Below are 22,730 nucleotides of genomic sequence, written 5' to 3' on the forward strand. Positions count from 1 at the left end.
TCTCGTGTCAGAGTCTCCCGGTGACTGAGGCGACGAACAAGGCAGCCGTCCTGTTGGCGGCGTACGACGACCAACTCCGGGGCGGGAGCGAAGCGGCCGACGTGCCGACGAGTACCGACGGTCCGCTGATCCGGGTGGAGTACCCGAACCGCGGGCTGGTCAGTTACCGCAGTCTCGAGGGTCTCGACGAGGCCGAACTGGACGCGTTGATCGCCCGCCAGCGGGACTACTTCGCGGCGAAGAACCAGCCGGTCGAGTGGAAGACCCGCGGGCACGATCTCCCCAAGGATCTGCCGGAACGGTTGACCGCGGCGGGGTTCGTTCCCGAGGAGCGGGAGACGGTGGTGATCGCGGAGAGCGCCGACATCGTCGAGCGGTTGCGGGGTCGCGGGTCGGTCGATGGCGTCACCATCCGGAGTACCGGCGAGCGAGCCGACTTCGAGCGCATCGCCGCGATGGAGTCGACCGTGTGGGCCATGGACTGGTCCTGGCTCACCGACGATCTCGTGCGCCGTCAGGCCACCGGTCAGACCGACGTCTTCATTGCGGAGGTCGACGGCGAAGTGGTGTCAGCTGCCTGGGCGGTCTACAAGCGCGGGACCGACTTCACCGGTCTGTGGGGTGGTTCGACCCTCGCGGACTGGCGCGGCAAGGGGATCTACAAGGCTCTGGTCGCCGTCCGTGCCGCCCGGGCGGTGGAACTCGGCTACCGCTACCTCCAGGTGGACGCATCGGACGACAGTTCGCCGATCCTGCAGCGCCTCGGGTTCTTGGCCGTCACCACGACTACGCCGTACGTGTACACGCCAGGTAGGTAGCTGATAGACAGCAGGACGTGCTGGGCGGGCTCCGCAAGGCTGAGCTGGTCATGGTCTCGGACGAGGCAACCGTAGGGAGATCGCGCCCGGTCACCGTCTCACCAGCGGGCCGACGAGCAGATGCTCAGCGGGATGAGCGCCGATGATCAGCGGACCCTGGCGAGACTCCTCGGCTCCTGCGCGGCGACCTCGATGGCAAGCGGGACACTAGCTGCCGCGTGGTCGATGTGGTGGGGTGTGTCGAGAACGGGAAAGTGGTTCCGACGTTGCTCGTGAGCGACACCGGAGTGTCGTCGTACACGTCGATCAGGAGGAGCAGGACAGATGAAGTACATGCTGCTGATGCATTCGAACAAGCAGGGCTGGGACGACATGCCCAACACTTGGTCCCAGGAGGACATCGGGGTGATGGTCAAATACATGCGCGAGCTGGACAGCGACCTGGCCGATTCCGGCGAGCTTGTCGAGTCGCGCGGGCTCGCCGGCCCAGACGAGATGAAGACGTTGCGCGCACAGGACGACGGCGAGCCGATCATCACCGACGGGCCGTTCAGCGAGACCAAGGAGGTTTTGGCCGGCTACTGGGTGGTCGACGTCGCGTCCGAGGACCGCATCCGGGAGATCGCTCTCCGCGTTTCCCGAACCCCTGGTCCGGGCGGCCGCCCGCTGAACCAGGCCGTGGAGATCCACCCGGAAGGCGTCGCGCCGGCGTGACATCTCACCGCCGGCCGATGGATTCGTAGAGAGACCGACGCTGGCCGGGTGCTGCGTCTGCCGGAGGGCTTCTGCCTCATCAGCCGCGGCTAGGCCGGACTGCGATCATGCCCGGCCTAGCCGCTGAGATACTTCGGCCATGGATACGAATGCGCGGGCGGACCGGAGTCGGCCAGGTCAGGCGACGCCCAGGACCGAGCCGAGCCATCCCATGGAGTGGGTTCTGCGTTCCGCAGAGCCCTCGGATGTCGAGGTGATCGCGGAACTGCGGGCGACGGTGATGCGTCCGGACCTGCAGCGGTTGGGACGGTTCGATGAGCATCGGGTCCGGCAGCGACTGCGGGATACCTTCTCCCCTCAGCACACGTCGGTCATCGTGGCAGGTGGCGCCTTCGCCGGCTGCGTCACCATGCGCCCGGCGGAGGAAGGGCGGTGGCTGGAGCACTTCTACCTCGTTCCGGGCCTCCAGGGTCGGGGGCTCGGAACGGCCGTGCTGCGAACCCTGCTAGAACGGTCGGACTCCGAGGGCGTTCCGGTTCGCCTGAATGTCCTGCAGGGCAGCGCCGTCCGGCGGCTCTACGAGCGCAACGGGTTCACCGTTGAGGTCCAGGACGCGGTCGACGTCTATATGGTGCGGCGGCCGGGTGCGGTCAGTCGGCGGTTCGGAGTTGCTGGATGACGAGATCGGCGACCGCCGCCATACCGGCTTCGTTCGGGTGGTAGCCCACCCCGCCGCCCGGGCGGAACCCGAAGCCGGTCGTCCACGGCTCGGCCGACCCCACACCGTGGTCGAGGCTGGCCGCTGAAGCGGCCACCAGTTCGGCGCCGGATCTCGCGGCGGCGTTCGCGAAGGCCTGCGCAAGCCCCTCCGCCATCATGACCACACTCGGCAGCTGCTCTTCATTCAGCGGTACGTCGAGCCGCGGCCGGGTGGTCGGCCCGGCCACGGTCAGGTAGTCCACCAGCAGGATCCGGCTTCGGGGAGCGCTCGCCCGGATCCGGTTCACGATCTCGACGAGCCGATCCGCGACCGCGTCGTACTCGGCCTGCTCCCTCAAGTAGCTCACTCGCGCCATGATCCGGTTGCCCAGCCGTTTGGAGAACAGGCCGACCGGCCGAGCCAGGGTGTTCATCGTGCTGCCGCGCAGGAAGATGCCGATGTAGTCGAGGTCGTTGCCCCCGACAGTCACCGTCACCAGTTCGGTATCGGGGCCGACGGCATCGACCTGTGCAGGCGCGTCGCCCTGGGGCTCGGAAAGGATGTTCGCCGTCGTCGCACCGGAATACGTCACGTCGGTCAGGTCGAGGTCGAGTGCCTCGGCGACCAGGTGCGGATAGTTGCGTCCCGAACGCGACGCGGCCTTGTCCAGCTGCGGCTTGATTCCGGGGCCGGCGGCAAAGGAGCTGCCCAAAGAGACATACGAACTTCCAGGTGAGATCACCGGACCGAAGATATCCCGTCCAGCTGTCACGACGAGCAGAACGACTCTACAGAAAAGAGTCACCTAGTCCGACAGCCGTAGTTCGTGATGATGCCTTTCGGCAGGGGCCGCGGAGGGCTGGGTGGTGTGGCCTTGACCAAGAGTGGGGGCCTGGGACAGGTAGTCGGGGCCTTGAACACGTTATTTCGTGTCCGCGGTCCCTGTTTGGTGTTCAAGGTCGCCGCTTCGGGAGTGCTGCGCAGTCCGGGCCTGTCCCCGCAACATCACAAACTCCGGCTGTAGCACTAGGGGTGTCGTCCGGGGTACCGGATTGTCGACGACTCACGACTGGAGGATTCATGGAGAGCAGAGCGAAGGCGGCGGGGCACAGCATTCACCCCGTACTGATCGTCTATCCACTTGGCCTCTTGTCGACGGCCGTGGTTTTCGACCTCCTGAAGTTGATCACGGACCGGCCCGGCTTCGCGGTCTCGGCCGCGTACACGATGGCGGCTGGGCTCATCGGCGGAGTGGTGGCCGGTGTGTTCGGCCTGGTCGACTGGCTGTCGATTCCGTCGGGCACCCGGGCTCGCCGGATCGGCGCGCTGCACGGGCTGACAAATGTCGTCGTCCTCCTGTTGTTCGCTGTCAGCTGGTTCGTCCGCAACGGCAACGAGGACTGGGAACCCGGCTGGTTCTCGATCACGCTGGGTCTCGTCGGGCTGGTTCTCAGTGGGGTTGCCGGCTGGCTGGGTGGCGAACTGGTCGAGCGGTTGGGCGTCGGTGTTCACCACGGTGCCAACCTGGATGCCCCGAGTTCGCTCAGCGGGTGGCGGGCCGATTCGCCGCACTGAGCGGCGAGGGAGACAGCGGTCAGGAGGTCCAGCGGCCGCGGTGGATGAGATCAGTGTCGACGTCCCAGTAAGGAACCGGCCACCAGTCAGTTGCGAACCATCTGACGTCGACGCACCACATCCTGGAATTCCACCCCCAACGTACCGGCCAACCAGGCCTCGCTCGGGCGTATCGTGCGGCCATGAGAAGGCTGTTCTGCCATCCCGTCGTGCAGGGCCACGGCTGCCGGTTGTTCCCCGATGGATTCAGCGCGGACCTCGAACTGACCGACCTCCGCGGATTCGACGGCGGCGTCACCCTCGCCGAATACCGCACCACGTCCTGAACCTTCCGAGCGACAACGCGTCGTGGTCCGACGTCGAGGGCGGCGTGCGAGTGTGGGCTGTGCAGACGGCATACTCCAGGCGTGAGCGACGTGTTCGGGACTGCGGGTATTCGGGAGCGGGTGCTGGCCGGTTGGCGGGCTGCGCCGGTTCGGTTCAGGGAGGACGCGAACGCCGAGGAGGATCTCGCGCTCGGCGGGTATCTCGACCGGGTGGTCGTCGAGCTGGCCCAGAACGCGGCCGACGCGGCCGCACGAGCGGGCGTTCCGGGACGGGTCCGGTTCTCGTTCCGGGATGCGACCCTGGTCGTCGCGAACACCGGTACGCCGTTGTCGGCCGAGGGAGTCGAGTCGCTCGCTACCCTGCGCGCGTCGGCCAAGCGCGATGAGGCGGACAGCGCTGTCGGGCGGTTCGGCGTCGGATTCTCGGCGGTGCTCGGCGTTACTGACGAACCGGTGATCCTGTCGAGGACCGGTGGTATTCGTTTCTCCCGCGCTGACACGGCCGCAGCTGTTGCCAACCTGGGATCGGCCGAGTTGGAGACCGAGGTTCGCCGGCGCGACGGCCACGTGCCCGCGTTGCGTCTGCCATTCACCGCCGAGGGTGAACCGCCGGAAGGCTACGACACTGCCGTGATCCTTCCGCTTCGCGATGAGGCGGCCGCCGAGTTGGTCCGGCGGTTGCTCGACGAAGCGGATGACGCGTTGCTGCTCGCGTTGCCGGGACTCGAGCGCATCGAGTTCGACGTTGACGGCGCCGTCCGGGTGCTCGCCGATGCCGAGTCGCGCTGGCACGTCCAACGGGCCGCGGGAACGTTCGACGAGGACGACAGAGAGCGCTTGCTCGCGGACCGGCCGACCGAGGAGCGCGCCCGGCCGCACTGGTCCGTGCTCTGGGCTGTCCCACGGGATCCTGCGACCGCGCTGCCGGGCGTGGTTCACGCGCCGACCCCGACGGACGAGCCGTTGTCGCTGTCTGCGTTGCTGTTGGCAACATTCCCGCTTGATCCGGCTCGACGGCATGTTGCCCAAGGCCCGCTGACCGATCGTCTGGTCCAAGAAGCCGCCGTTGCTTATGCGGAGCTGCTGCGGAATCGCGCCGAGCACGGGGCGGACACCCTGCCGCTGGTACCGACGGGCTTGGCCGCGGGTGCGGTCGACCGCGCCTTGCGGGACGCGATCCTGGCAGAGCTCCCCGGCACACCGCTGATCCCCGCTGTCGAGGACAGATCGTTGCTTCGCCCCCGCGATGCCGTAGTGGTCGAGGGCTCCGACGACGCGTTCAATGCCGTGCTGGCGCCGATCGTCCGCGGGCTCGTGCGTTCGGGCCGACACGACCGGACCGCTTTGGACGCGCTGGGGGTACGACGGCTCGATCTTGCTGAGCTGGTCGATCAGCTGGGCGCCGTGGCGGAGGCGAAACCGCCGGAGTGGTGGCGAGACGTCTATGGAGCGCTCTCCGGTATGGTCGCGGATCCCTTGCTGCGCGAGTCGCTCGGGACCTTGCCGGTTCCGCTCGCCGACGGTCGCCTCGTCCGCGGTGTCCGTGGTGTGCTTCTGCCTGGCCACGACCTTCCCGCTGGCGTGTTGGCCACCTTCGGCGAGTACGGCGTACGAGTGGTTCACCCGGAGGCGGTGCATGAATCGCTGGAACGTCTTGGAGCGCTCTCCGCGTCTCCGAGGACGTTGCTCGAGGACAGTGCCGTGAGAGTTGCCGTGGAGCATTCGGCCGAAGCGGATGACCCCGAAGGGATCACCGAAGCAGTGCTCGCCGTCGTCGCCTCGGACCCGGCCCAGGCCGCCGGACTGTGGTGGCTGTCCGACCTCGTACTGCGGGACGCCGATGGCGAGCTGGTTCCGGCGAATGCGCTGGTGGTTCCCGGATCGGAGGCGGAGGCGGTTCTCGACGAGGAAGAGGTGGCGGCGGTCGATCGGGCGCTGCTGGAGCGGTACGGCCTGGAGACACTGGAAGCGGTCGGGGTCCTCAGCACTCTCGGGGCTGTCTCCGCGTCGGATGTCACGCTCGACGAGCTGCCCGAATCACTCGCGGATCTGGACGGCATCGAAGACTGGGCCGATGACATCGCGCCGGACGGTTCGAGGTTCGGCGCGACCGTTGGTGAGCTGTCGGCGGTTCGCGACCTCGACTGGATCACCGATGATGCCTGGCCGCGGGTGTTCGAGCTGCTGGGGTCGTCACCTGAGCTGCGTCGTGCTCTGGTCGGGCAGGTCCGCGTGGTCGGACCGGACGATCGGGCCCACGGAGCGCCGTCGTACACAGCTTGGTGGATCAGAGAGCGCGTTCTCTGCCCGGACGGCGAACCGCTGGCCGGCCGCGCGGATCCTGAGGCCGATCCGGTGCTCGCGAACTTCTTGGACGAGGCGCCGGAGTGGACCGGGCGACTCGACCCGGAGATCCGGACCGCAGTCGGCCTGGTCCGCGAGGTGGCAGACCTCGATTCCGAGGGCGTCGAACTGTTGCTGAGCAGGCTCGCTGATCCGGAGCGGGTGGTGCAAGAGAGCGCGATCTTGCGGCTCTGGAACCAGCTGGGCACGCTGACGGCTTACCCGGCGCAAGCGCCTGATCGAGTCCGGGTGCTCGCCGATGGGGGAGTCACCCGGGTGGTCGGCGCCGGTGAGGCGTTGGTTGCCGACTCGCCGATGTGGTTGGAGCGGACTGACCTCGGTGGTTTCGTCGTCGCGTCCGGCGTCGTCGCGGATGGTCTGGGGGATCTGCTCGACATCCCGATGGCGCAGGAAGTTGCCGCAGGCAAGATCGATGGTGAGGGGACGGCTGCCGACGTACCGCAGATCGTTCGTGAGTTGGTGCCGCAGGTGCCCGACACCTGGTGGGAACACGAGGAGCTCACCGTCGATGACGTCGAGGTGTCCTGGTGGGTGAACGAAGACGGGGAACCGCACGCGGCGACCTTCAACGGTCTCGCCAAGGCGCTGGCGTGGGCAGCCGGTCGCTGGGATCAGCGACACGTGATCCTCGCGATCCTGACCGACCCCACCCGGGCCTCCGAACTCCTCATAGACGCCGCCTTCGACAGCACCCCTACCGACGACCCCAGCTGACCCCAACCCCACGGCTGGGCCATTAGTCGTCGATGGCGCGGCCGAAGGTTATGGCGTTGAGGACGGATCGGGGCGCGAGGGAGCGGTAGTTGGCGTCAGGGCGGGCGCGGGAGACCGTCCCGGAGAAGCTCGCGCGCCTGCACGACTCGTTGCGTCCGAACGCGCGTGGGGCGGGACCCGCGCCTCTTCGGACGCAAGGAGGTGGTGAGTTCGAGCGCGAACGCTCTCGACGTGACGATCTGCAGAAGCCGACGTCCGGCACCGTGCAGTACGGCGGCAAGGACATCTTCAAACTGACCCGGACCGAGTACGACGGGTACCGACGGAACGTGCAGCCGGTGTTCCAGGATCCGTACGCAATCTTCAACCCGTTCTACCGGGTCGACCGGTTGCTCTGGAAGGCCGTCAAGAAGTTCTCGCTGGCCTCGGGGCGGGCGACGGGACTCGCCTTGATCGAGGAGTCCCTGCGGGCGGTCAAGCTGGAACCCGAGCACGTGCTCGGGCGGTATCCGCACCAGCTGTCCGGGGGCCAGCGGCAACGAATCATGTGATGGTGATCAACAAAGGCGTGATCGTGGAGCGCGGTCCGGTGTCGACGGTGATGCACGAGCCGTCGCATCCGTACACGAGCCTCCTGCTGGACTCGATCCCGCAACCAGATCCGGAGCTGCGCTGGAAAGACCGCATCACGGTCGACGAACTCGCGAAGAAACCCGTACTGGACGACTCGACGGAAGGTGCTCCGGTGATCTGAGCACCCCGAACCACGCCGCCGCTCGCCAGGCCATCAGCGGGCGGCGGCGTGCTGTCGAGTCAGGCGGTGATGATGGCGGGGTCGCTGACGCCCGGCTCACCGGTCTCGACGTGGCCGGCGAACCTGCGCAGGAACGCCTTGTCGCCGGCGGCAACAACCGACACGTCGTACCAGCGCTTGCTGTGGTTGAGGTCCACCTTGTACGTCGTGGTGCCACCGGCGCGCAGCTTGAGCCGCTTGGGCCGGCCGTCGTAGGAGTTCGTGATGGTGAAGGTGACCTCGGTGCTGCCGCCGTTGGTCAGCGTGAGGTCGAGGTCGCCGGTGCTGGAGTTGTGCCGCGCCTTCACCTCGGGACCGGCGACCGGCTTGCCCTTGAAGGTGCGCAGGAAGCCGTTCGGGCCGAACACCGTGAGGTCGTAGGCGCCGCTGGAGTACGCCGTGTTCCAGGTGTCAGAGAGCGTTCTCCCCGCTCCCGTGGTGTACGTCCACGGGCCGTCCGTGCGGTTCGCCGAGGTGATCAGGAACTGCCCGGCCGCGCCCGCGCCCGACTCGAAGGTGAGGCGGAACTTGCCCCTGGCAACTGTCGCGCCGTCGACACTCGGTGCATAAGGCAACGGCCTGGTACGCCGCGAGCCGCGCTCCTGGCCCGGGATGCTCCCAACCGCCGGCGGCGTCGGCACGTAGTCGGGGTGACGGACGTGGTCCGGCGGCTGGTACGTCGCCGTGTCCGGCAGGCTGGCCGGCCTCGTCACCTCGGTGCCGAAGTCGAACGCCGAGGACAGGTCGCCGCAGACGGCCCGGCGCCAGGGCGAGATGTTCGGTTCGTGCACGCCGAACCGGCGCTCCATGAACCGGATGATCGAGGTGTGGTCGAACACCTCGGAGCAGGTGTAGCCGCCGGTGCTCCAGGGGGACACCACGATCATCGGTACGCGCTGCCCGAGGCCGTAGGTGCCGGCAGCATACCGGGCGCTGCCGGGGTACAGGTCGGGGCCGACCTCCACGGTGGACAACCCCTGCGAGGCCGACGACGGGGGATAGGGCGGCACCGCGTGATCGAAGAACCCGTCGTTCTCGTCGTAGGTGATGAACAGTGCGGTCTTGCTCCACACCTCCGGGTTCGACGTCAGCGCGTCGAGCACCTGGGAGATGTACCAGGCACCATAGTTCGCGGGCCAGTTCGGGTGCTCCGTGAAGGCTTCCGGCGCGGCGATCCAGGAGATCTGCGGCAGCTTGCCGGTCTTCACGTCCTTGCGAAGGAGGTCGAACAGCCCGTCGCCGTTCTTCGCGTTCGTGCCGGTCCGCGCCTTGTCGTACAGGGGGTTGCCCGGGGCAGCGGTGCGGTACTGGTTGAAGTAGAGCAGCGAGTTGTCGCCGTAGTTGCCGCGGTAGGCGTCGTCGATCCAGCCCCAGCTGCCGGCGGCGTCCAGACCGTCGCCGATGTCCTGGTAGATCTTCCAGGAGACGCCGGCCTTCTCGAGCCGCTCGGGGTAGGTGTTCCAGCCGTAGCCGACCTCGTCGTTGCCGAGCACCGGACCGCCGCCGGTGCCGTCGTTGCCGGTGTAGCCCGTCCACAGGTAGTAACGGTTCGGGTCGGTCGAGCCGATGAACGAGCAGTGGTACGCGTCGCACAGGGTGAACTTGTCGGCCAGCGCGTAGTGGAACGGGATGTCCTCGCGGGTCAGGTAGGCCATCGTGGTGGCGGTCTTGGCCGGCACCCACTGGTCGTACTTGCCGTTGTTGAACGCGCGGTGCCCGTCGGACCAGCCATGTGCGAGGTCCTGGATGAACTGCATCCCGAGGTTGTCGACCTCAGGGCGGAACGGCAGGACCTCGTTGGCTCCGTTCGGCTGGTGCCACACCGACTTGCCGCTGGGCAACGTGACCGGGCGGGGGTCGCCGAAGCCGCGGACGCCTCGCATGGTGCCGAAGTAGTGGTCGAACGAGCGGTTCTCCTGCATCAGGACGACGATGTGCTCGACGTCCTCGATGCTGCCGTACCGTCGATGGGCACCGATGGCGGCGGCCTGCTCGATGCTGTTCGACATCGCGGCGAGGGCGGCGGTGCCACCGGCGAGCTGGAGGAATCTCCGGCGGTTGAGCTCTGGCATGACTGGGCCTCCTCGTAGGGCGGACGGGGTGGAGCGTTCAACACCAGCACTGCATCCGAGGCACCCTAGTCAGAACAGCTGGTGGACGGAATATGAAGTCTGCTGTTCGTATCTCGTAGTTCCGATCGCTGATGTGCGGCCGCGCGGAGGTCGAGCCCCGCCGATTGGGCGGGCGCGGGCGATTGCCCCGGGTGTGGATCGGCGGCAGACTCGAAGGGGTCGCCGCGTGGCCGGCGATGGGGAGGGGCGATGGTCGAGCGGGCGCCCGCCGCGGGCGCCGTCAGTCTGATGGAGCACGAGCGGCTCCTACGCAACTTCGCGGCCCTGAACGAGCAGTTCGAGGCTGCCAACGAGGTCCTGTTCGCAGTCGGCCGGTCGGCCGGGGACCCAGACACCGTCCTGACGACCATCGTCGAGAGCGCACGGCGGCTGTCCCGCTCCCAGGCCGCGCACCTCTATCTGCTCGAGGATGGCCTCTACCGGATGATCAAGGGCATAGGCCTGTCCGAGGAGTCAACCCGGTACATGACCGGCCATCCGGTGCCGAGGGACCGCACCACGCTGGTCGGCCGGGTCGCACTCGACCGCAAAACTCAGCAGATCGCCGATGTACTGGCCGATCCTGACTACGGGCGGCAGGACCTGCAGCGCGTCGCGGGGTTCCGGACCACGATGGGTGCGCCGATGCTGATCGACGACGAGGTCGTCGGTGCGCTGGCGGTATGGCGCAACGAGGTCAGCCCATTCGACGAGCGCGAGCAGGCGATCGTCACCGCGTTCGCGGGCCAGGCGGCGATGGCGATGAACGGCGTCAAACTGGTCCAGCAGTTGGAGAGCCGCGGCGCCGAGCTGGCCCGGAAGGTCGGCGAGTTGGAGGCCCTGCGCGAGGTCGGCGAGGCGGTCAACTCCAGCCTCGACGTGGCGAACATGCTGTCGACGATCGTCAAGCATGCGGTCGAGCTCTCGGCCACCGACGGCGGCTCGATCATGGAGTACTCCGAGGACGAGCACAGTTTCCTGGTGAGAAGCGTCTACCGCACCGAGTCGAGCGTGATCGAACGGCTGCGGACGACCCGGATCCATCTGGACGAGACACTGGTTGGTCGCGCGGCCAAGGTCGGCCGTTCGCTGGCAGTCACCGACCTGGCGACTGTCGAGCGCGATCCCCACCTGCAGGTTCTGTACGACGCCGGCTGGCGGTCGCTGGTCGCAGTACCGCTGCTCCGGGCCGGGCAGATCGTCGGCTGCCTGGTTGTGCGCCGCAAGCGGCCCAGTGAGTTCTCCGACGAGACCCTCGACCTGCTGGAGATGTTCGCCGACCAGTCCGCGCTGGCGCTGCTGAACGCCCAGTTGTATCGCGAGCTCGAGGAGCGCAGCGCCGAGCTAGAGGTGGTCAGCCGGCACAAGTCGGAGTTCCTGGCGAGCATGTCGCACGAACTCCGGACGCCGCTGAACGCCGTACTCGGCTTCTCGGAAGTCCTACTGGAGAAGATGTTCGGCGAGCTGAACGACCGCCAGGAGGAGTACCTGCACGACATCCACAGCTCGGGCAAACACCTGCTGGAGCTGCTCAACGAGATCCTGGATCTGTCGAAGGTCGAAGCCGGCCGGATGAAGCTCGCCTACTCGACCTTCGAGCTGCGGCCGCTGCTGGAGCACACCACCTCGATGTTGCGCGAACGGGCTGCTACGCACGGGATCAGCTTGACCGTCGAGGTGGGTGGCGATGTCGGCGCTATGTACTCCGATGAGCTCCGACTCAAGCAGGTCCTGCTCAACCTGCTGACGAACGCGGTGAAGTTCACACCCGACGGTGGCTCCGTGGTGGCTCGTGCCGTCCGGAACGGGTCCGAGATCGACATCACCGTCACCGATACCGGCATCGGCGTACCGCCGGAGGATCGCGAGCGGATCTTCGAGTCCTTCCAGCAGGGCGGCCGTGGCGCCTCGAAGGAGGAAGGCACCGGGCTGGGTCTCACCCTGTCGCGCCGGATCGTCGAGTTGCTCGGCGGCCGGATGTGGCTCGACAGCGAGGTCGGGGTCGGCAGCACGTTCGGATTCTCGTTGCGCAGCAGGGAGACGGCGCGCCCGGCGGTCGCCACGCGGGAGCCGGTCGGCGACATCGTCATCATCGAGGATGATCGGCCGTCTCTCGACCTGATGACCGCCTACCTGTCGGGTGCGGCGCTGCGGGTGACGTCAGCCGGTGACGGTCAGTCCGGCCTCGACGCGGTACGCCGGGTGCGGCCGGCCGCAGTACTGCTGGACATCCGGCTGCCGGGCATCGACGGGTGGGCGGTCCTGCACGCGCTGAAGGCCGAGGCCGACACAAGGGACATCCCGGTGATCGTCGTGTCGATCATCGACGAGCGTGCACATGGTGCGGAGCTGGGGGCCACCGCCTATCTCGTCAAACCTGTCAGCCGGGACGCGTTGCTCGACGCCCTGGCCGCGGCCGGTGTCCTGCCTGATCGCCTTGAGCAGTTGGGCGACGGAGCGAAACCCGAGGGGGAGCTGTGGTGAGTCCTGGCCGGATCCTGGTCGTCGAAGACAACCCGAAGAACCTCAAGCTGCTCAGGGACGTGCTGCAGTTCAACGGTTACGAGGTGATCGAGGCGACCACGGGTGAAGACGGGGTGCGGCTGGCCGGTGAGGAGTCGCCGGACCTGATCCTGATGGACCTGCAGTTGCCCGGGATCGACGGGGTCGAGGCGTTGCGGCAGATCAGGGCGAGCGACTCCGGCCACGGCGTACCGGTGGTGGCGGTGACGGCGTTCGCGATGAACGACGACCGCGAGCGGGCGTTCGACTCCGGGTTCACCGGGTACGTCGAGAAGCCGATCAACGTTCGCGGCCTTCCCCAGCAGGTGCGGGATTTCCTCAGGCTCGGAGGCGTGACATGACCACCCAGAAGTCCACCGTGCTGGTGGTCGACGACCAGCCGCCGAACGTCAGGCTGCTGGAGGCGATCCTGGCGCCGCGCGGGTACGACGTACGCACCGCTGCTTCCGGCGAGGAGGCCTTGCGGCTTATCGCCGAGGACGACATCGATCTGGTCCTGCTCGACATCGTCATGCCGGGGCTGGACGGGTACGAGGTGTGCCGGCGGATCCGGGAGCAGGTGGACACCGCCTACCTGCCCGTGGTGATGGTGACGGCCAGCGGCGACGAGCAGAAGGTGAAGGCACTCGAGGCCGGCGCGGACGACTTCCTGACCAAGCCGGTCAACAAGAGCGAGTTGCTGGCCCGGGTGGCGTCGCTGGCCCGCATCAAGCGCTACCAGGACACCATCAAGCGGCAGGCCGGCGAGCTGACGGCGTGGAACCAGGAGTTGGAGTCGCGGGTCCAGACCCAGGTGTCACAGCTGCAACGGATGGGCCGGCTGCGGCGGTTCCTCTCACCGCAACTGGCCGAGCTGATCGTCGACTCCGGCGACGAGTCGTTCCTGGAGAGCCACCGGCGCGAGATCGTCGTCGTCTTCTGCGACCTGCGCGGCTTCACCACGTTCGCCGAGGCCAGTGAGCCGGAGGAGGTGATGGGCGTGCTGACGGAGTACCACCAGGCGCTCGGTGACCTGATCTTCCGGTTCGAGGGCACGCTGGAGCGGTTCGCCGGCGACGGGCTGATGGTCTTCTTCAACGATCCGGTCCGCTGCGACGACGGACCACTGCGCGCGATCCGGATGAGCGTGGCGATGCGGACCAGGGTGCGCGGACTAGCCGAGTCTTGGGCAAGGCGGGGGCACGACCTCGGGATGGGGATCGGGATCGCCCAGGGCTACGCCACGCTCGGGAAGATCGGCTTCGACGGGCGCCTCGACTACGCCGCGATCGGCAGCGTGACCAACCTGGCGGCCCGGCTCTGCGCCGACGCGCTGGCCTGGCAGATCCTCGTCACGGAACGCGTGTACGCCGCGGCGGGCCACCTGGCGGTCGGCGAGGACAGCGGCTATCGCGACCTGCGGGGATTCAGCCGGACCGTCCACACCTTCAACATCAAAGGCATCGACAACGCGAGGACGGTTTCATGACCAGCGACCTGCGGACCGGACCCGCCGTACCGAGCATCTTGTCCGCCCTCAGTGCAGAAGACCGCTACCAGCTGTTCGATCGGCTGCAGGCGCGGATGGCCGACGTCTGGGACACGCTGTTGCTCAACTACGACGACGAGTCGGTGGTCGTCATCCCGTCCCTGTCCCTGGATCGGGCGTCGACCGCTGGGACCGGGACCATGATGCAGGCCTACGAAGAGCGGTTCCTCTTCATGCTGGTGCTGCTGCGTCAGCCGAATCTGCGGATGGTCTACGTGACCTCGATGCCGATCGCGCCGGAGATCATCGAGTACTACCTCGGACTGTTGCCCGGCGTCATCCCCAGCCATGCGCGGGCGCGGCTGTCGCTGGTGGCCGTGAACGATGGCACCCCACGCTCGCTGAGCGAGAAGCTGCTCGAGCGGCCACGGCTGCTGCGGCGGATCGCGGCGATGATCCCGAATCGCGCCCGCTCCCATCTGATGCCTTACAACACCACCGATCTCGAACGCGACATCGCGCTCAGCCTGGGCATCCCCATGTACGGCGCTGACCCGCGGCTGGCGGAACTCGGCACCAAGTCCGGGTGCCGTCGCCTGTTCGCCGAAGTCGGGGTGCCCTACCCGCTGGGTGCGGAGAACCTGCACAGCCTGGACGACATCGCGGACGCCGTCGTCGCGATGCGCGCCGAACGGCCCTCGATGGACAGCGCGATCGTGAAGCTCAACGACGGGGTTTCCGGCGAAGGGAACGCCGTGGTCCGGCTGGGCGGGTTGCCTGCCCCGGGGGCGGCGGACGAGAGGGCCGAGGTGATGAACCGCCTTCAGGTGATGGAGCTGGAGTCGCGGACGACGCCGTTCGAGGTCTACCTGGCCAAGTTCGCCGAGGGCGGCGGGATCGTGGAGGAGCGCATCGTCGGCGAGGAACTGCGCAGCCCGAGCGTTCAACTGCGCGTCCTCCCGACCGGAACCGTCGAACTGTTGTCCACGCATGACCAGTTGCTCGGCGGCGCCAGCGGCCAGAGCTACCTGGGTTGCGTGTTCCCCGCCGCTGCCGAGTACGCCCGGCTGATCACGGTTCATGCCGAGAAGATCGGTCAGCGGGTGGCCAGGGAGGGGGCGCTGGGGCGGTTCGCGGTGGACTTCGTGGTGGTGCGCGGAGCAGGCGGCGACTGGACGCCGTACGCGATCGAGCTCAACCTCCGCAAGGGCGGCACCACGCACCCGTTCCTGACGCTGCAGTTCCTCACCGACGGGCGGTACGACCCGGTCACCGCCTTGTTCCTGACCCCGGCCGGCCACGAGAAGCACCTGGTCGCCACCGACCATCTCGAGGCGGAAGTGCTGAAGGGACTGGTGCCGTCCGACCTGTTCGACATCGTCGCGCGGCACGGGCTGCACTTCGACCAGTCGCGTCAGGTCGGTGTTGTCTTCCACATGATGAGCTGCCTGACCGAACGGGGCCGGGTCGGGCTGACAGCCGTCGGAGACACCCCCGACGAGGCCGACCGCCGCTACCGCGATGCATCCCGCATCCTGCTCGAGGAGGCCCAGCTAGCCTTGGGTGAACGTCCGCTACCGGTCTAAGAGGTCGTGTGAAGCGAGTTTGGTACGTCGCGTACGGGTCCAACCTCGCGCTGGAGCGGTTCCGCTGCTACCTGGCCGGCGGACGTCCGCTGGGCGGCGCGCGCGAGTACGCCGGTTGTCGCGACCCGCGGGATCCCGCGCAGATCGTGAGCCTCGAGGTCCCCGGCGGTCTGGTGTTCGCGGGGGAGTCGAGGGTGTGGACCGGCGGAATGGCGTTCTTCGACGCCGAGGCGGCCGGGCAGGTGGCCTGCCGGGCGTATCTGGTGACGACTGATCAGTTCGCGGATGTGGTCGCGCAGGAGATGCGGCGGCCGCCCGGCGGGGAGTTCGCGCGGGCGCTGAGTGAGGCGGCAAGCCGCGTGGAGACGGTGCACGCGATGGGCACGGGGCGGTACGAGACGATCACCCGGGTGGCGGTGCGGAACGGCGTACCGATGTTGACCATGACGCATGGCGACGCCTCGACCCTCGATCCCGCCGCGCCGAGTGCCGCCTACCTGGCCTGGATCGCGGCCGGTCTGCGGGAGTCCCACGGATGGGACGGGGAGCAGATCGCCGGCTATCTGGCCGCGGCGCCGGGTGTGAAGGGTGCTTGGACCCAGGACGAACTCGCGACGATCGCCGCCTGAGGAGGCCCATCCGGAGCCGTAGGTCGAGACAGCGCGTTCGGGTGATGCCGGGATCAGGAGCTGCTCGGACACTGGCGGAGGAGACGTCCTGAGCGAGGAGACCTGAAATGGCTGACCCGCGGGAGTTGATCATCGTCGGTGTCGATCCGGCCTGGAAGCGCAGCCGCGCGCTCGACTGGGCGGTGCACGAGGCGCTGGTCCGGGGACGGCCGTTGCGCGCGATCCATGTCGTCGACGAGGAAGTCCGCAACGACGACGTCTACGACGCTGTGGACATCGACGGCTTCAAGGTCATCCCGCTGAAGATCGACGAGGCGGCCGACCGGCTCATCGAGGAGGTCGGTCAGCACTTGGCGAAGATCGACACCAAGTTGGACCTGAAGGCGGATCTGCGGGCCGGCAAGCCGGTCGAAGTCCTCGTCGAGCTCAGCGGGACTGCCCTGATGCTGGTCCTGGGCAGGCATGGGCACGGCGTCTTCCGCCGTCTCCTGATCGGCTCGACCTCGGACGCGGTCGCCAACAAGGCGAAGGGCCCAGTTGTGGTGATTCCCGACGGTTGGCAGGCGGCTGAGCACGGCGACGAGCCGGTCCTGGTCGGGGTGGACTGGACCGAGCCGAGTGAGGACACGGTTCTGGACTTCGCGCTCGACTTCGCCGCGGTGCACGGCGTACCGCTGCAGCTCGTGGTCGTGTGGGACGCGCCATGGGCGTTCGCCTTCCACAACCCGGCGTCCGAGCAACAGCTCGAGCGATGGCGGGGGCTGGCCGAGCAGCGCGCCCGCGAGCTGACCGAACAGTGGGGAAGCAAGCGCCCGGATGTCGAGGTGCGGTACGAGCTCAGGCGTGGCCATCCGGTGGAGCGACTGGTCGAGGCGGCGGAGGAATCCAAGGCCCAGTTGCTGACCGTCGGTGGCCGACGGCGGAGCCGCGCGTCCGAGTTGATCGGGCTCGGGTCGGTGGCCGACGGCGTTCTGCATCACGCGGCCCGTCCGCTGGCGGTCGTGAACGAGCGTCGCTAGCCCGGCGGGTGTGGGGTCGTGCGGATCCACCACGCGGCGAAGAGCGCGTGCACCACGGAAGTACGCGATCCAGGGATGCCCGCTGACCAGCAGGACGTTTCACCGACCTGACGACTCGTACTGCGGGCCGTGGGCTAGACCGTGACCACGACTTTGCCGCCCGGGTGGCCGTGGCGCAGGAGGCGGACGGCGTCCGCGGCCTCGGCGAGCTGGAAGGTCCTGCCGACGACCGGGGTGAGTTCGCCGTTCTCGATGATCGTGCGGAGGCGGTCGAGATCCGCGGCGTTCTCCTTGACCAGCAGGCCGAGGAGTTTCTGACTGACGAACGGCGTGAGCAGGGCGGCCCGCAGTACGCGATCGAGGCCGCCGTGCAGGCTGCCACCGCCCTCGCCGCCGACGATGACGAGGGTGCCTTCCTGGGCCAGAGAACGCCGGAGAACCTTGAGAGAGCGGTTTCCGGCGGTGTCCAGGATGAAGTCGTAGCGGCCGTCACCGAGGTCCTCACGGGTGTAGTCGACGACCTCGTCGGCTCCGAGCGAGCGGACCAGAGCGAGCTTCGTCGTGCTGCAGACACCGGTGACGTGCGCGCCGAAGGACTTGGCCAGCTGGACCGCGAAGGTCCCGACCCCGCCGGCCGCACCGATGATGAGCGCCCGTTGGCCCTCCTGCAGGCGCTGAAGGCCTTGCAGCGCAGTGGTTCCGGAGATCGGGACGACGGCCGCCTGGTTGAAGGTGAGATTGGCCGGTTTCAGCGCAAGCTTGCTCGGGCGGGCGACGGCATACTCGGCGAACGAGCCGTCGCAGATGCCGAACACCTCGTCGCCGGGCTTGAACTCGGTGACGTTCTTGCCGGCCACCTCGACCCGTCCCGCGACCTCCCGGCCACGCGTCGGAATCTTGGGACCGCGCAGGCCGAAGCCCAGGCGCAGCAGGTATGGCTTGCCTGCCATCAGGTGCCAGGTGCCGATGTCGACGCCTGCAGCCTTCACCCGCAGCAGCACCTCGTCGTCGCCGGCCACCGGTCTGTCGATGTCGGCGAACCGGAGGACCTCGGCTTCGCCGTACGTGGTCTGGATCATTGCCTTCATCGCGTGTCTCCCGGCTACTGGAAACCACCTCGAGCGGTAGCCCGAACGCTCCGGCGAGCTGGAACGCCACCTCAAGGAGGGTGAGGAGCGTTGCCGGCCACACTGCCAGAGATCTGACCCGAGTGTGATGCTCAGAGAATGAGCAGCCGTCTCGATGGGAGAGACTACTGTATACAGTATGTGTTGGAGTGGATAACCTGGCCCGCACTGTCTGAGAACGGAGGGCTCGTTCCCCATGTACACAGTCACCGACCCGGCGACGGGTGAGTTGATCGAAGAAGTCCCGAACTCGACCGACGAACAGGTCCAGGCCGCGATCGACCGCGTCCACCGCGGCTACGCGTCCTGGCGGAGTCGTCCGGTTGCCGAGCGGGCCAGGATCGTGGCGCGAGCGGCGGAGCTTTTCGCCGAGCGGTCCGACGAACTGGCCGCGATCATGACGCTGGAGATGGGCAAGCGGATCAACGAGGGCCGCGGCGAGATCGGCATCGTGGTCGACATCTTCAACTACTACGCCGACAACGGTCCGGCGCTCCTCGCGGACGAGCCGCTGTCGATCAAGGGCGGGGACGCGGTCATCACCAAGGGCCCGATCGGCCCGCTGCTCGGCATCATGCCGTGGAACTTCCCCTGCTACCAGGTCGCCAGATTCGTGGCGCCGAACCTGGTGCTGGGCAACACGATCCTGCTGAAACACGCCTCCATCTGCCCGCGGTCGGCTGCCGCGATCGAGTCCGTACTGCGGGACGCCGGGGTGCCGGAGGACGTGTACGTGAACACGTTCGCGTCTTCGAAGCAGATCCCGGCCATTCTCGCGGACCCGCGGATCCAGGGCGTGTCCCTGACCGGTAGCGAGCAGGCCGGCATCTCGGTCGCCGCCGACGCCGGGAAGAACCTGAAGAAGTCCGTGCTGGAGCTGGGCGGGTCCGATCCGCTGATCGTGCTCGACACCGACGACCTGGACGAGACGGTCAAGGCCGTCGCGACGGCCCGGATGCGCAACTGCGGCCAGTCCTGCAACGCGCCCAAACGGATGATCGTGCTGGCCGACCTCTACGACGACTTCGTCGACCGGCTGACCAAGCGGGTGGCGTCCGTCTATCTACCCGGAGATCCCGCGGACCCCGAGACCAAGCTGCCGCCGCTGGCATCGGTCGCGGCGGCCGACGAGGTTGCCGCGCAGGTCGAGACCGCCGTTCGGCAGGGCGCGACCTTGCGGACAGGCGGGCATCGGATCGAGCCGGGCGCCTACCTGGAGGCCACCGTGCTGACCGACGTGACGCCGCAGATGGATGCGTATTACGAGGAGATCTTCGGCCCGGTCGTCATCGTGTTCCGCGCCGAGACCGAGGAGCAGGCGATCGCGATCGCGAACGACTCGCCGTTCGGCCTGGGCGCCAGTGTGTGGGGGACCGATCCCGAGCGGGGCCGCCGGGTCGCTGAGCAGATCGAGGCCGGCATGGTCTACCTGAACAGCGCCGGCGGTTCGCAGGCCGACCTGCCGTTCGGTGGCATCAAGCGCTCCGGCATGGGCCGCGAGCTCGGCCCGGCGGGGATCGAGGAGTTCATGAACAAGAAGTCCATCCGGCTGTAGTCCTGCTCGCCGACGAGCCGCGGTCATCCCGACTGGATGACCGCGGCTCGACCGCGCTTTAAGGCCACTTTAAGACCCCCGAGGTTCGCTGAGGTCGCCAGCTTCGAGGTAGGGGGAGATCGGCCATGTCAGCCACGGATTCCACCAAGACCAAGTTCGAGCTCAGCCGGCGCCAGGCTCTCGTGGCGTTCGGCCTGGCGGGGGCGGCCGGCGTCGAGGCGGTCAGGGGCACGCCGAGCGCGTTCGCCACCGACCACATCGACGTACCGTCGATCAGCGGACGGGTCGTCGCCATCGGGATTCCCGGTGCCTCGGCCCTCGCTCCGGTCGGCACGTTCCTGCCGGGTGGCCCGATCCATGACAAGCCCGAGCTTGCGGCCTTCACCCAGCCGGGCCGGGTCTGCGACCCGACCAGGATCCTCGTCGGGAGCACCTCGAACTTCGGCGCCCCGAAGGCCAATGCGGACCAGGCGGCGGGCTCGTTCCTCTCCATCGACCCGAGCGGCGCCGACCTCGCAGTACCGGGGCGGTTCGCGGACTCGGGCGGCCAGGCGTCCGCCCTGGGTGGAGCCGTCCAGCTGTACAGCGCGCAGAGCCCGAACTGGCGGAACGGCGTTTACACGCCTGGAGCTGTCACCGCGGATCAGACGGCCGTCGCGAACCCGCTCGGCATGTCGATCAACAATGCCTTCGGGCGGTTCTGGCCTGCCAACGCGCCGTACGGTCTGAACGGCCCCGGCTCGTCGTCGATCGCCGATCCGGACGGTCGTCCACTGAACAACGCGCTCAACCCGAGTACTGGCGGGGTGTACTACGACGGTGTCACCGGCCGTACTCCGACGCAGGTTATCGCCGGCGCGATCGCCAAGGCCGCGGTCGGTACCGCTCTGATCGGCCGATCACCGGATGGCAGCGGGCGAGCGGTCTTCGCTGTCGTGGTTGCCGACGGCAGCGTCGTCCAGGAACACACGGTGAAGGCACTCGACGGCATCGCGCCGCCTGGCACGGTCCAGCCACTCGTTCACCGCTCGTGGGGCCGATCGCGTGTCCCGCTTCCGCGGCTCGGGGTCGTGCTGAACTATGCGCCCGAGCTCATCCTGTACGTGAGCCAACCCTTCGACGATTCGATCAAGGTGATCAGGCTGACGACCGGTGGGCCGCCAGGCAGCGAGGTCTTCATGCCCGCCGGAACTCGGACGATCAGGTCCTCCAGTCTGGATCAGCCGCTCGACCTTGCGCCGGTGCGAATCGAGACGGCGCATCCCGATCGGGCAAGCAACACCACACTGCAGCCGAACACCGACTTCTATGCCTGCAACCGCGGCAACGACACGATTGTCCGGATGCGTCAGGACGGCACGGTCGTGGCCGTCCGTCGGGTTCTGCTGCGGCATCGCTCGCTCGGCTCCGCCCGGCTGAACGGCATCGCGACGTCGACCGACGGATCAAGGATCTGGGTGACCTTTGTCGGCTCACTGCCTGGCGGCCACGATCAGCACGGAGGCGTCCTCGAACTGCCCGCATTCTGAGCGACCGTCGTCGTTGGCGATCGCGAGCCAAGAAAGCTCGACGCCACCGACGCCCGGATGGGCCGGGTTGTGCGACGCTCAGGGAAGGACCGGGGCTCGAGCTGACCGGTTCCGGTGAAGCCGTGTAGACGGAGGGGTGGAGATCGCAGCGACAGTCCAGCCGCCTTGGGGCCTCCGGCGCCGTCTGATCGTGCTCGGTGCGGCGGTGGTCCTCGGCTCGGCCTTTGCTGGATGCCAGGCTGAGCCGACGCCGGCGCCGACGCTGCCGACGCCGCCAACGCTGCCGCCGAGTTCGGCACCGGCCACGGTGGGCAGCAGCCGACCGAGTCCGGCCACGAAGGGGGCTGTGTTGGTCGGAGCGGGCGATATCGGCGTCTGCGGCGAGACAGAGGACGAGGCCACGGCTGCCCTGCTCGACCGGACTCCTGGTGTCGTCTTCACCGCCGGCGACAACGTCTACGACGACGGGTCGGCGAAGGACTTCGGCAGGTGCTTCCAGCCATCGTGGGGCAAGCACCGGGATCGGATCCGCCCCGCGGCGGGCAATCACGACTATCAGACCGGCCATGCACGCGGGTATTTCGACTACTTCGGTGCTGCGGCCGGCGACCCCGGGAAAGGCTATTACTCGTACAACGTCGGTGCGTGGCACCTCGTTGTGCTGAACTCGAACTGCGACGACATCGGCGGCTGCGGAGCCGATTCCGACCAGGTGCGCTGGCTCCGCGCCGACCTGGCCGCCACCCCGACCCGCTGCACCCTGGCGTACTGGCACCACCCGTACTTCACCTCGGGCGACAACCACGAGCCTGCACAGTGGATGCGACCGCTGGTCGAGATCCTGTACCGGGGCGGCGTCGACGTGGTCGTTGCCGCGCACAACCACAACTACGAGCGCTTCGCCCCGCAGACCCCGGACAACGTCCGCGACGACTCGAACGGTCTCCGCGCCTTCGTCGTCGGCACCGGCGGCGCCGGCCTGTACGGCTTCCGCGATCCGGAGCCGAACAGCGAGGTCCGCAACGACGACACCCACGGCGTCATCAAGTTCATGCTGAACCCCACGTCGTACAGCTGGCAGTTCCTGCCCGTCCCCGGCAAGACCTTCACCGACAACGGCACCGACCGCTGCCACTGACACCGGCCGGTACGCCGCCGTGGTACCGCTGATCGACATGC

20 protein-coding genes are annotated in these 22,730 nt (G+C 67.9%); 17 read left to right on the top strand and 3 right to left on the bottom strand.

Features of this window, described 5'->3' with window-relative positions:
- Positions 1–20: 20 nt before the first annotated feature.
- From ABD210_RS20035 to ABD210_RS20045, 3 genes are all read left to right on the top strand, one after another.
- Complete coding sequence (locus tag ABD210_RS20035) at positions 21–818, top strand: GNAT family N-acetyltransferase (RefSeq protein ID WP_344113303.1); 798 nt, start codon at positions 21–23, stop codon at positions 816–818.
- 324 nt (positions 819–1,142) lie between these two features.
- Positions 1,143–1,532, top strand: coding sequence for a YciI family protein (locus ABD210_RS20040; protein ID WP_344113305.1), 390 nt, complete (start codon positions 1,143–1,145; stop codon positions 1,530–1,532).
- A gap of 211 nt (positions 1,533–1,743) precedes the next feature.
- A complete protein-coding gene (locus ABD210_RS20045) occupies positions 1,744–2,211 on the top strand; it encodes a GNAT family N-acetyltransferase (RefSeq protein WP_344113306.1) in 468 nt (155 codons plus the stop codon).
- Here the strand turns inward: ABD210_RS20045 and ABD210_RS20050 are convergent.
- A complete protein-coding gene (locus ABD210_RS20050; RefSeq protein WP_344113307.1) occupies positions 2,183–2,974 on the bottom strand; it encodes an SGNH/GDSL hydrolase family protein in 792 nt (263 codons plus the stop codon). The genes ABD210_RS20045 and ABD210_RS20050 overlap by 29 nt on opposite strands.
- A gap of 338 nt (positions 2,975–3,312) precedes the next feature.
- Between ABD210_RS20050 and ABD210_RS20055 the strand changes: the two genes are divergently transcribed.
- The 5 genes from ABD210_RS20055 to ABD210_RS20075 all read left to right on the top strand — a co-directional run bounded on the left by ABD210_RS20055 (position 3,313) and on the right by ABD210_RS20075 (position 7,965).
- The gene (locus ABD210_RS20055; RefSeq protein ID WP_344113308.1) at positions 3,313–3,807 is read left to right on the top strand and encodes a DUF2231 domain-containing protein; all 495 of its coding nucleotides are present in this window, start codon (positions 3,313–3,315) and stop codon (positions 3,805–3,807) included.
- A gap of 182 nt (positions 3,808–3,989) precedes the next feature.
- Positions 3,990–4,133, top strand: coding sequence for a hypothetical protein (locus ABD210_RS20060; protein WP_344113309.1), 144 nt, complete (start codon positions 3,990–3,992; stop codon positions 4,131–4,133).
- 81 nt (positions 4,134–4,214) lie between these two features.
- A complete protein-coding gene (locus ABD210_RS20065) occupies positions 4,215–7,211 on the top strand; it encodes a sacsin N-terminal ATP-binding-like domain-containing protein (RefSeq protein ID WP_344113310.1) in 2,997 nt (998 codons plus the stop codon).
- 89 nt (positions 7,212–7,300) lie between these two features.
- Positions 7,301–7,762 carry an ATP-binding cassette domain-containing protein gene (locus tag ABD210_RS20070; protein ID WP_344113311.1) on the top strand — a complete coding sequence of 154 codons (462 nt, stop codon included), beginning with the start codon at positions 7,301–7,303 and terminating at the stop codon, positions 7,760–7,762.
- Positions 7,762–7,965, top strand: coding sequence for an ABC transporter ATP-binding protein (locus ABD210_RS20075; RefSeq protein WP_344113312.1), 204 nt, complete (start codon positions 7,762–7,764; stop codon positions 7,963–7,965). Before ABD210_RS20070 ends, ABD210_RS20075 begins: the two co-directional genes overlap by 1 nt.
- Before the next feature lie 59 nt (positions 7,966–8,024).
- Here ABD210_RS20075 and ABD210_RS20080 read toward each other — a convergent pair whose 3' ends face one another.
- Positions 8,025–10,076, bottom strand: coding sequence for a phosphocholine-specific phospholipase C (locus tag ABD210_RS20080; RefSeq protein WP_344113313.1), 2,052 nt, complete (start codon positions 10,074–10,076; stop codon positions 8,025–8,027).
- A gap of 249 nt (positions 10,077–10,325) precedes the next feature.
- Here ABD210_RS20080 and ABD210_RS20085 point away from each other — a divergent pair, with 249 nt between their 5' ends.
- The 6 genes from ABD210_RS20085 to ABD210_RS20110 all read left to right on the top strand — a co-directional run bounded on the left by ABD210_RS20085 (position 10,326) and on the right by ABD210_RS20110 (position 17,340).
- Positions 10,326–12,599, top strand: coding sequence for a GAF domain-containing protein (locus ABD210_RS20085; protein ID WP_344113314.1), 2,274 nt, complete (start codon positions 10,326–10,328; stop codon positions 12,597–12,599).
- A complete protein-coding gene (locus ABD210_RS20090) occupies positions 12,596–12,979 on the top strand; it encodes a response regulator (RefSeq protein WP_344113315.1) in 384 nt (127 codons plus the stop codon). The genes ABD210_RS20085 and ABD210_RS20090 overlap by 4 nt, the downstream gene beginning before the upstream one ends.
- Positions 12,976–14,106 carry an adenylate/guanylate cyclase domain-containing protein gene (locus ABD210_RS20095; protein WP_344113317.1) on the top strand — a complete coding sequence of 377 codons (1,131 nt, stop codon included), beginning with the start codon at positions 12,976–12,978 and terminating at the stop codon, positions 14,104–14,106. Before ABD210_RS20090 ends, ABD210_RS20095 begins: the two co-directional genes overlap by 4 nt.
- Complete coding sequence (locus tag ABD210_RS20100) at positions 14,103–15,692, top strand: peptide ligase PGM1-related protein (RefSeq protein WP_344113318.1); 1,590 nt, start codon at positions 14,103–14,105, stop codon at positions 15,690–15,692. Before ABD210_RS20095 ends, ABD210_RS20100 begins: the two co-directional genes overlap by 4 nt.
- An 8-nt stretch (positions 15,693–15,700) precedes the next feature.
- Positions 15,701–16,321 carry a histone deacetylase gene (locus ABD210_RS20105; protein WP_344113320.1) on the top strand — a complete coding sequence of 207 codons (621 nt, stop codon included), beginning with the start codon at positions 15,701–15,703 and terminating at the stop codon, positions 16,319–16,321.
- 107 nt (positions 16,322–16,428) lie between these two features.
- Positions 16,429–17,340 (top strand): universal stress protein, encoded by a 912-nt coding sequence (locus ABD210_RS20110; RefSeq protein WP_344113321.1) that lies wholly within the window; start codon positions 16,429–16,431, stop codon positions 17,338–17,340.
- A 134-nt stretch (positions 17,341–17,474) separates the two neighbouring features.
- On the opposite strand, the gene ABD210_RS20115 is transcribed toward ABD210_RS20110, so the two are convergent.
- Positions 17,475–18,428 (bottom strand): NAD(P)-dependent alcohol dehydrogenase, encoded by a 954-nt coding sequence (locus tag ABD210_RS20115; RefSeq protein WP_344113322.1) that lies wholly within the window; start codon positions 18,426–18,428, stop codon positions 17,475–17,477.
- A 235-nt stretch (positions 18,429–18,663) separates the two neighbouring features.
- On the opposite strand from ABD210_RS20115, the gene ABD210_RS20120 reads away from it, so the two are divergent.
- From ABD210_RS20120 to ABD210_RS20130, 3 genes are all read left to right on the top strand, one after another.
- Positions 18,664–20,022 (top strand): NAD-dependent succinate-semialdehyde dehydrogenase, encoded by a 1,359-nt coding sequence (locus ABD210_RS20120; RefSeq protein ID WP_344113323.1) that lies wholly within the window; start codon positions 18,664–18,666, stop codon positions 20,020–20,022.
- 125 nt (positions 20,023–20,147) lie between these two features.
- Entirely contained in the window at positions 20,148–21,551 is a 1,404-nt protein-coding gene (locus ABD210_RS20125; RefSeq protein ID WP_344113325.1) for a hypothetical protein, read from the top strand.
- Between the two features lie 136 nt (positions 21,552–21,687).
- Positions 21,688–22,689: a metallophosphoesterase family protein gene (locus ABD210_RS20130; protein WP_344113327.1), complete on the top strand. Its 1,002-nt coding sequence runs from the start codon at positions 21,688–21,690 to the stop codon at positions 22,687–22,689.
- Positions 22,690–22,730 lie beyond the last annotated feature (41 nt).

The sequence above is a fragment of the Kribbella alba genome (assembly GCF_039529635.1).
Lineage (GTDB): Bacteria > Actinomycetota > Actinomycetes > Propionibacteriales > Kribbellaceae > Kribbella > Kribbella alba.

What these genes read in the sequence shown, in the direction of transcription:
- ABD210_RS20040 (WP_344113305.1), top strand. Translation starts at nt 1,143, where the DNA reads ATGAAGTACATGCTGCTGATGCATTCGAACAAGCAGGGCTGGGACGAC.
- ABD210_RS20045 (WP_344113306.1), top strand. Translation starts at nt 1,744, where the DNA reads ATGGAGTGGGTTCTGCGTTCCGCAGAGCCCTCGGATGTCGAGGTGATC.
- ABD210_RS20120 (WP_344113323.1), top strand. Translation starts at nt 18,664, where the DNA reads ATGTACACAGTCACCGACCCGGCGACGGGTGAGTTGATCGAAGAAGTC.
- ABD210_RS20115 (WP_344113322.1), bottom strand. Translation starts at nt 18,428, where the DNA reads ATGAAGGCAATGATCCAGACCACGTACGGCGAAGCCGAGGTCCTCCGG.
- ABD210_RS20085 (WP_344113314.1), top strand. Translation starts at nt 10,326, where the DNA reads ATGGTCGAGCGGGCGCCCGCCGCGGGCGCCGTCAGTCTGATGGAGCAC.
- ABD210_RS20095 (WP_344113317.1), top strand. Translation starts at nt 12,976, where the DNA reads ATGACCACCCAGAAGTCCACCGTGCTGGTGGTCGACGACCAGCCGCCG.
- ABD210_RS20100 (WP_344113318.1), top strand. Translation starts at nt 14,103, where the DNA reads ATGACCAGCGACCTGCGGACCGGACCCGCCGTACCGAGCATCTTGTCC.
- ABD210_RS20075 (WP_344113312.1), top strand. Translation starts at nt 7,762, where the DNA reads ATGGTGATCAACAAAGGCGTGATCGTGGAGCGCGGTCCGGTGTCGACG.
- ABD210_RS20110 (WP_344113321.1), top strand. Translation starts at nt 16,429, where the DNA reads ATGGCTGACCCGCGGGAGTTGATCATCGTCGGTGTCGATCCGGCCTGG.
- ABD210_RS20080 (WP_344113313.1), bottom strand. Translation starts at nt 10,076, where the DNA reads ATGCCAGAGCTCAACCGCCGGAGATTCCTCCAGCTCGCCGGTGGCACC.
- ABD210_RS20125 (WP_344113325.1), top strand. Translation starts at nt 20,148, where the DNA reads ATGTCAGCCACGGATTCCACCAAGACCAAGTTCGAGCTCAGCCGGCGC.
- ABD210_RS20060 (WP_344113309.1), top strand. Translation starts at nt 3,990, where the DNA reads ATGAGAAGGCTGTTCTGCCATCCCGTCGTGCAGGGCCACGGCTGCCGG.
- ABD210_RS20055 (WP_344113308.1), top strand. Translation starts at nt 3,313, where the DNA reads ATGGAGAGCAGAGCGAAGGCGGCGGGGCACAGCATTCACCCCGTACTG.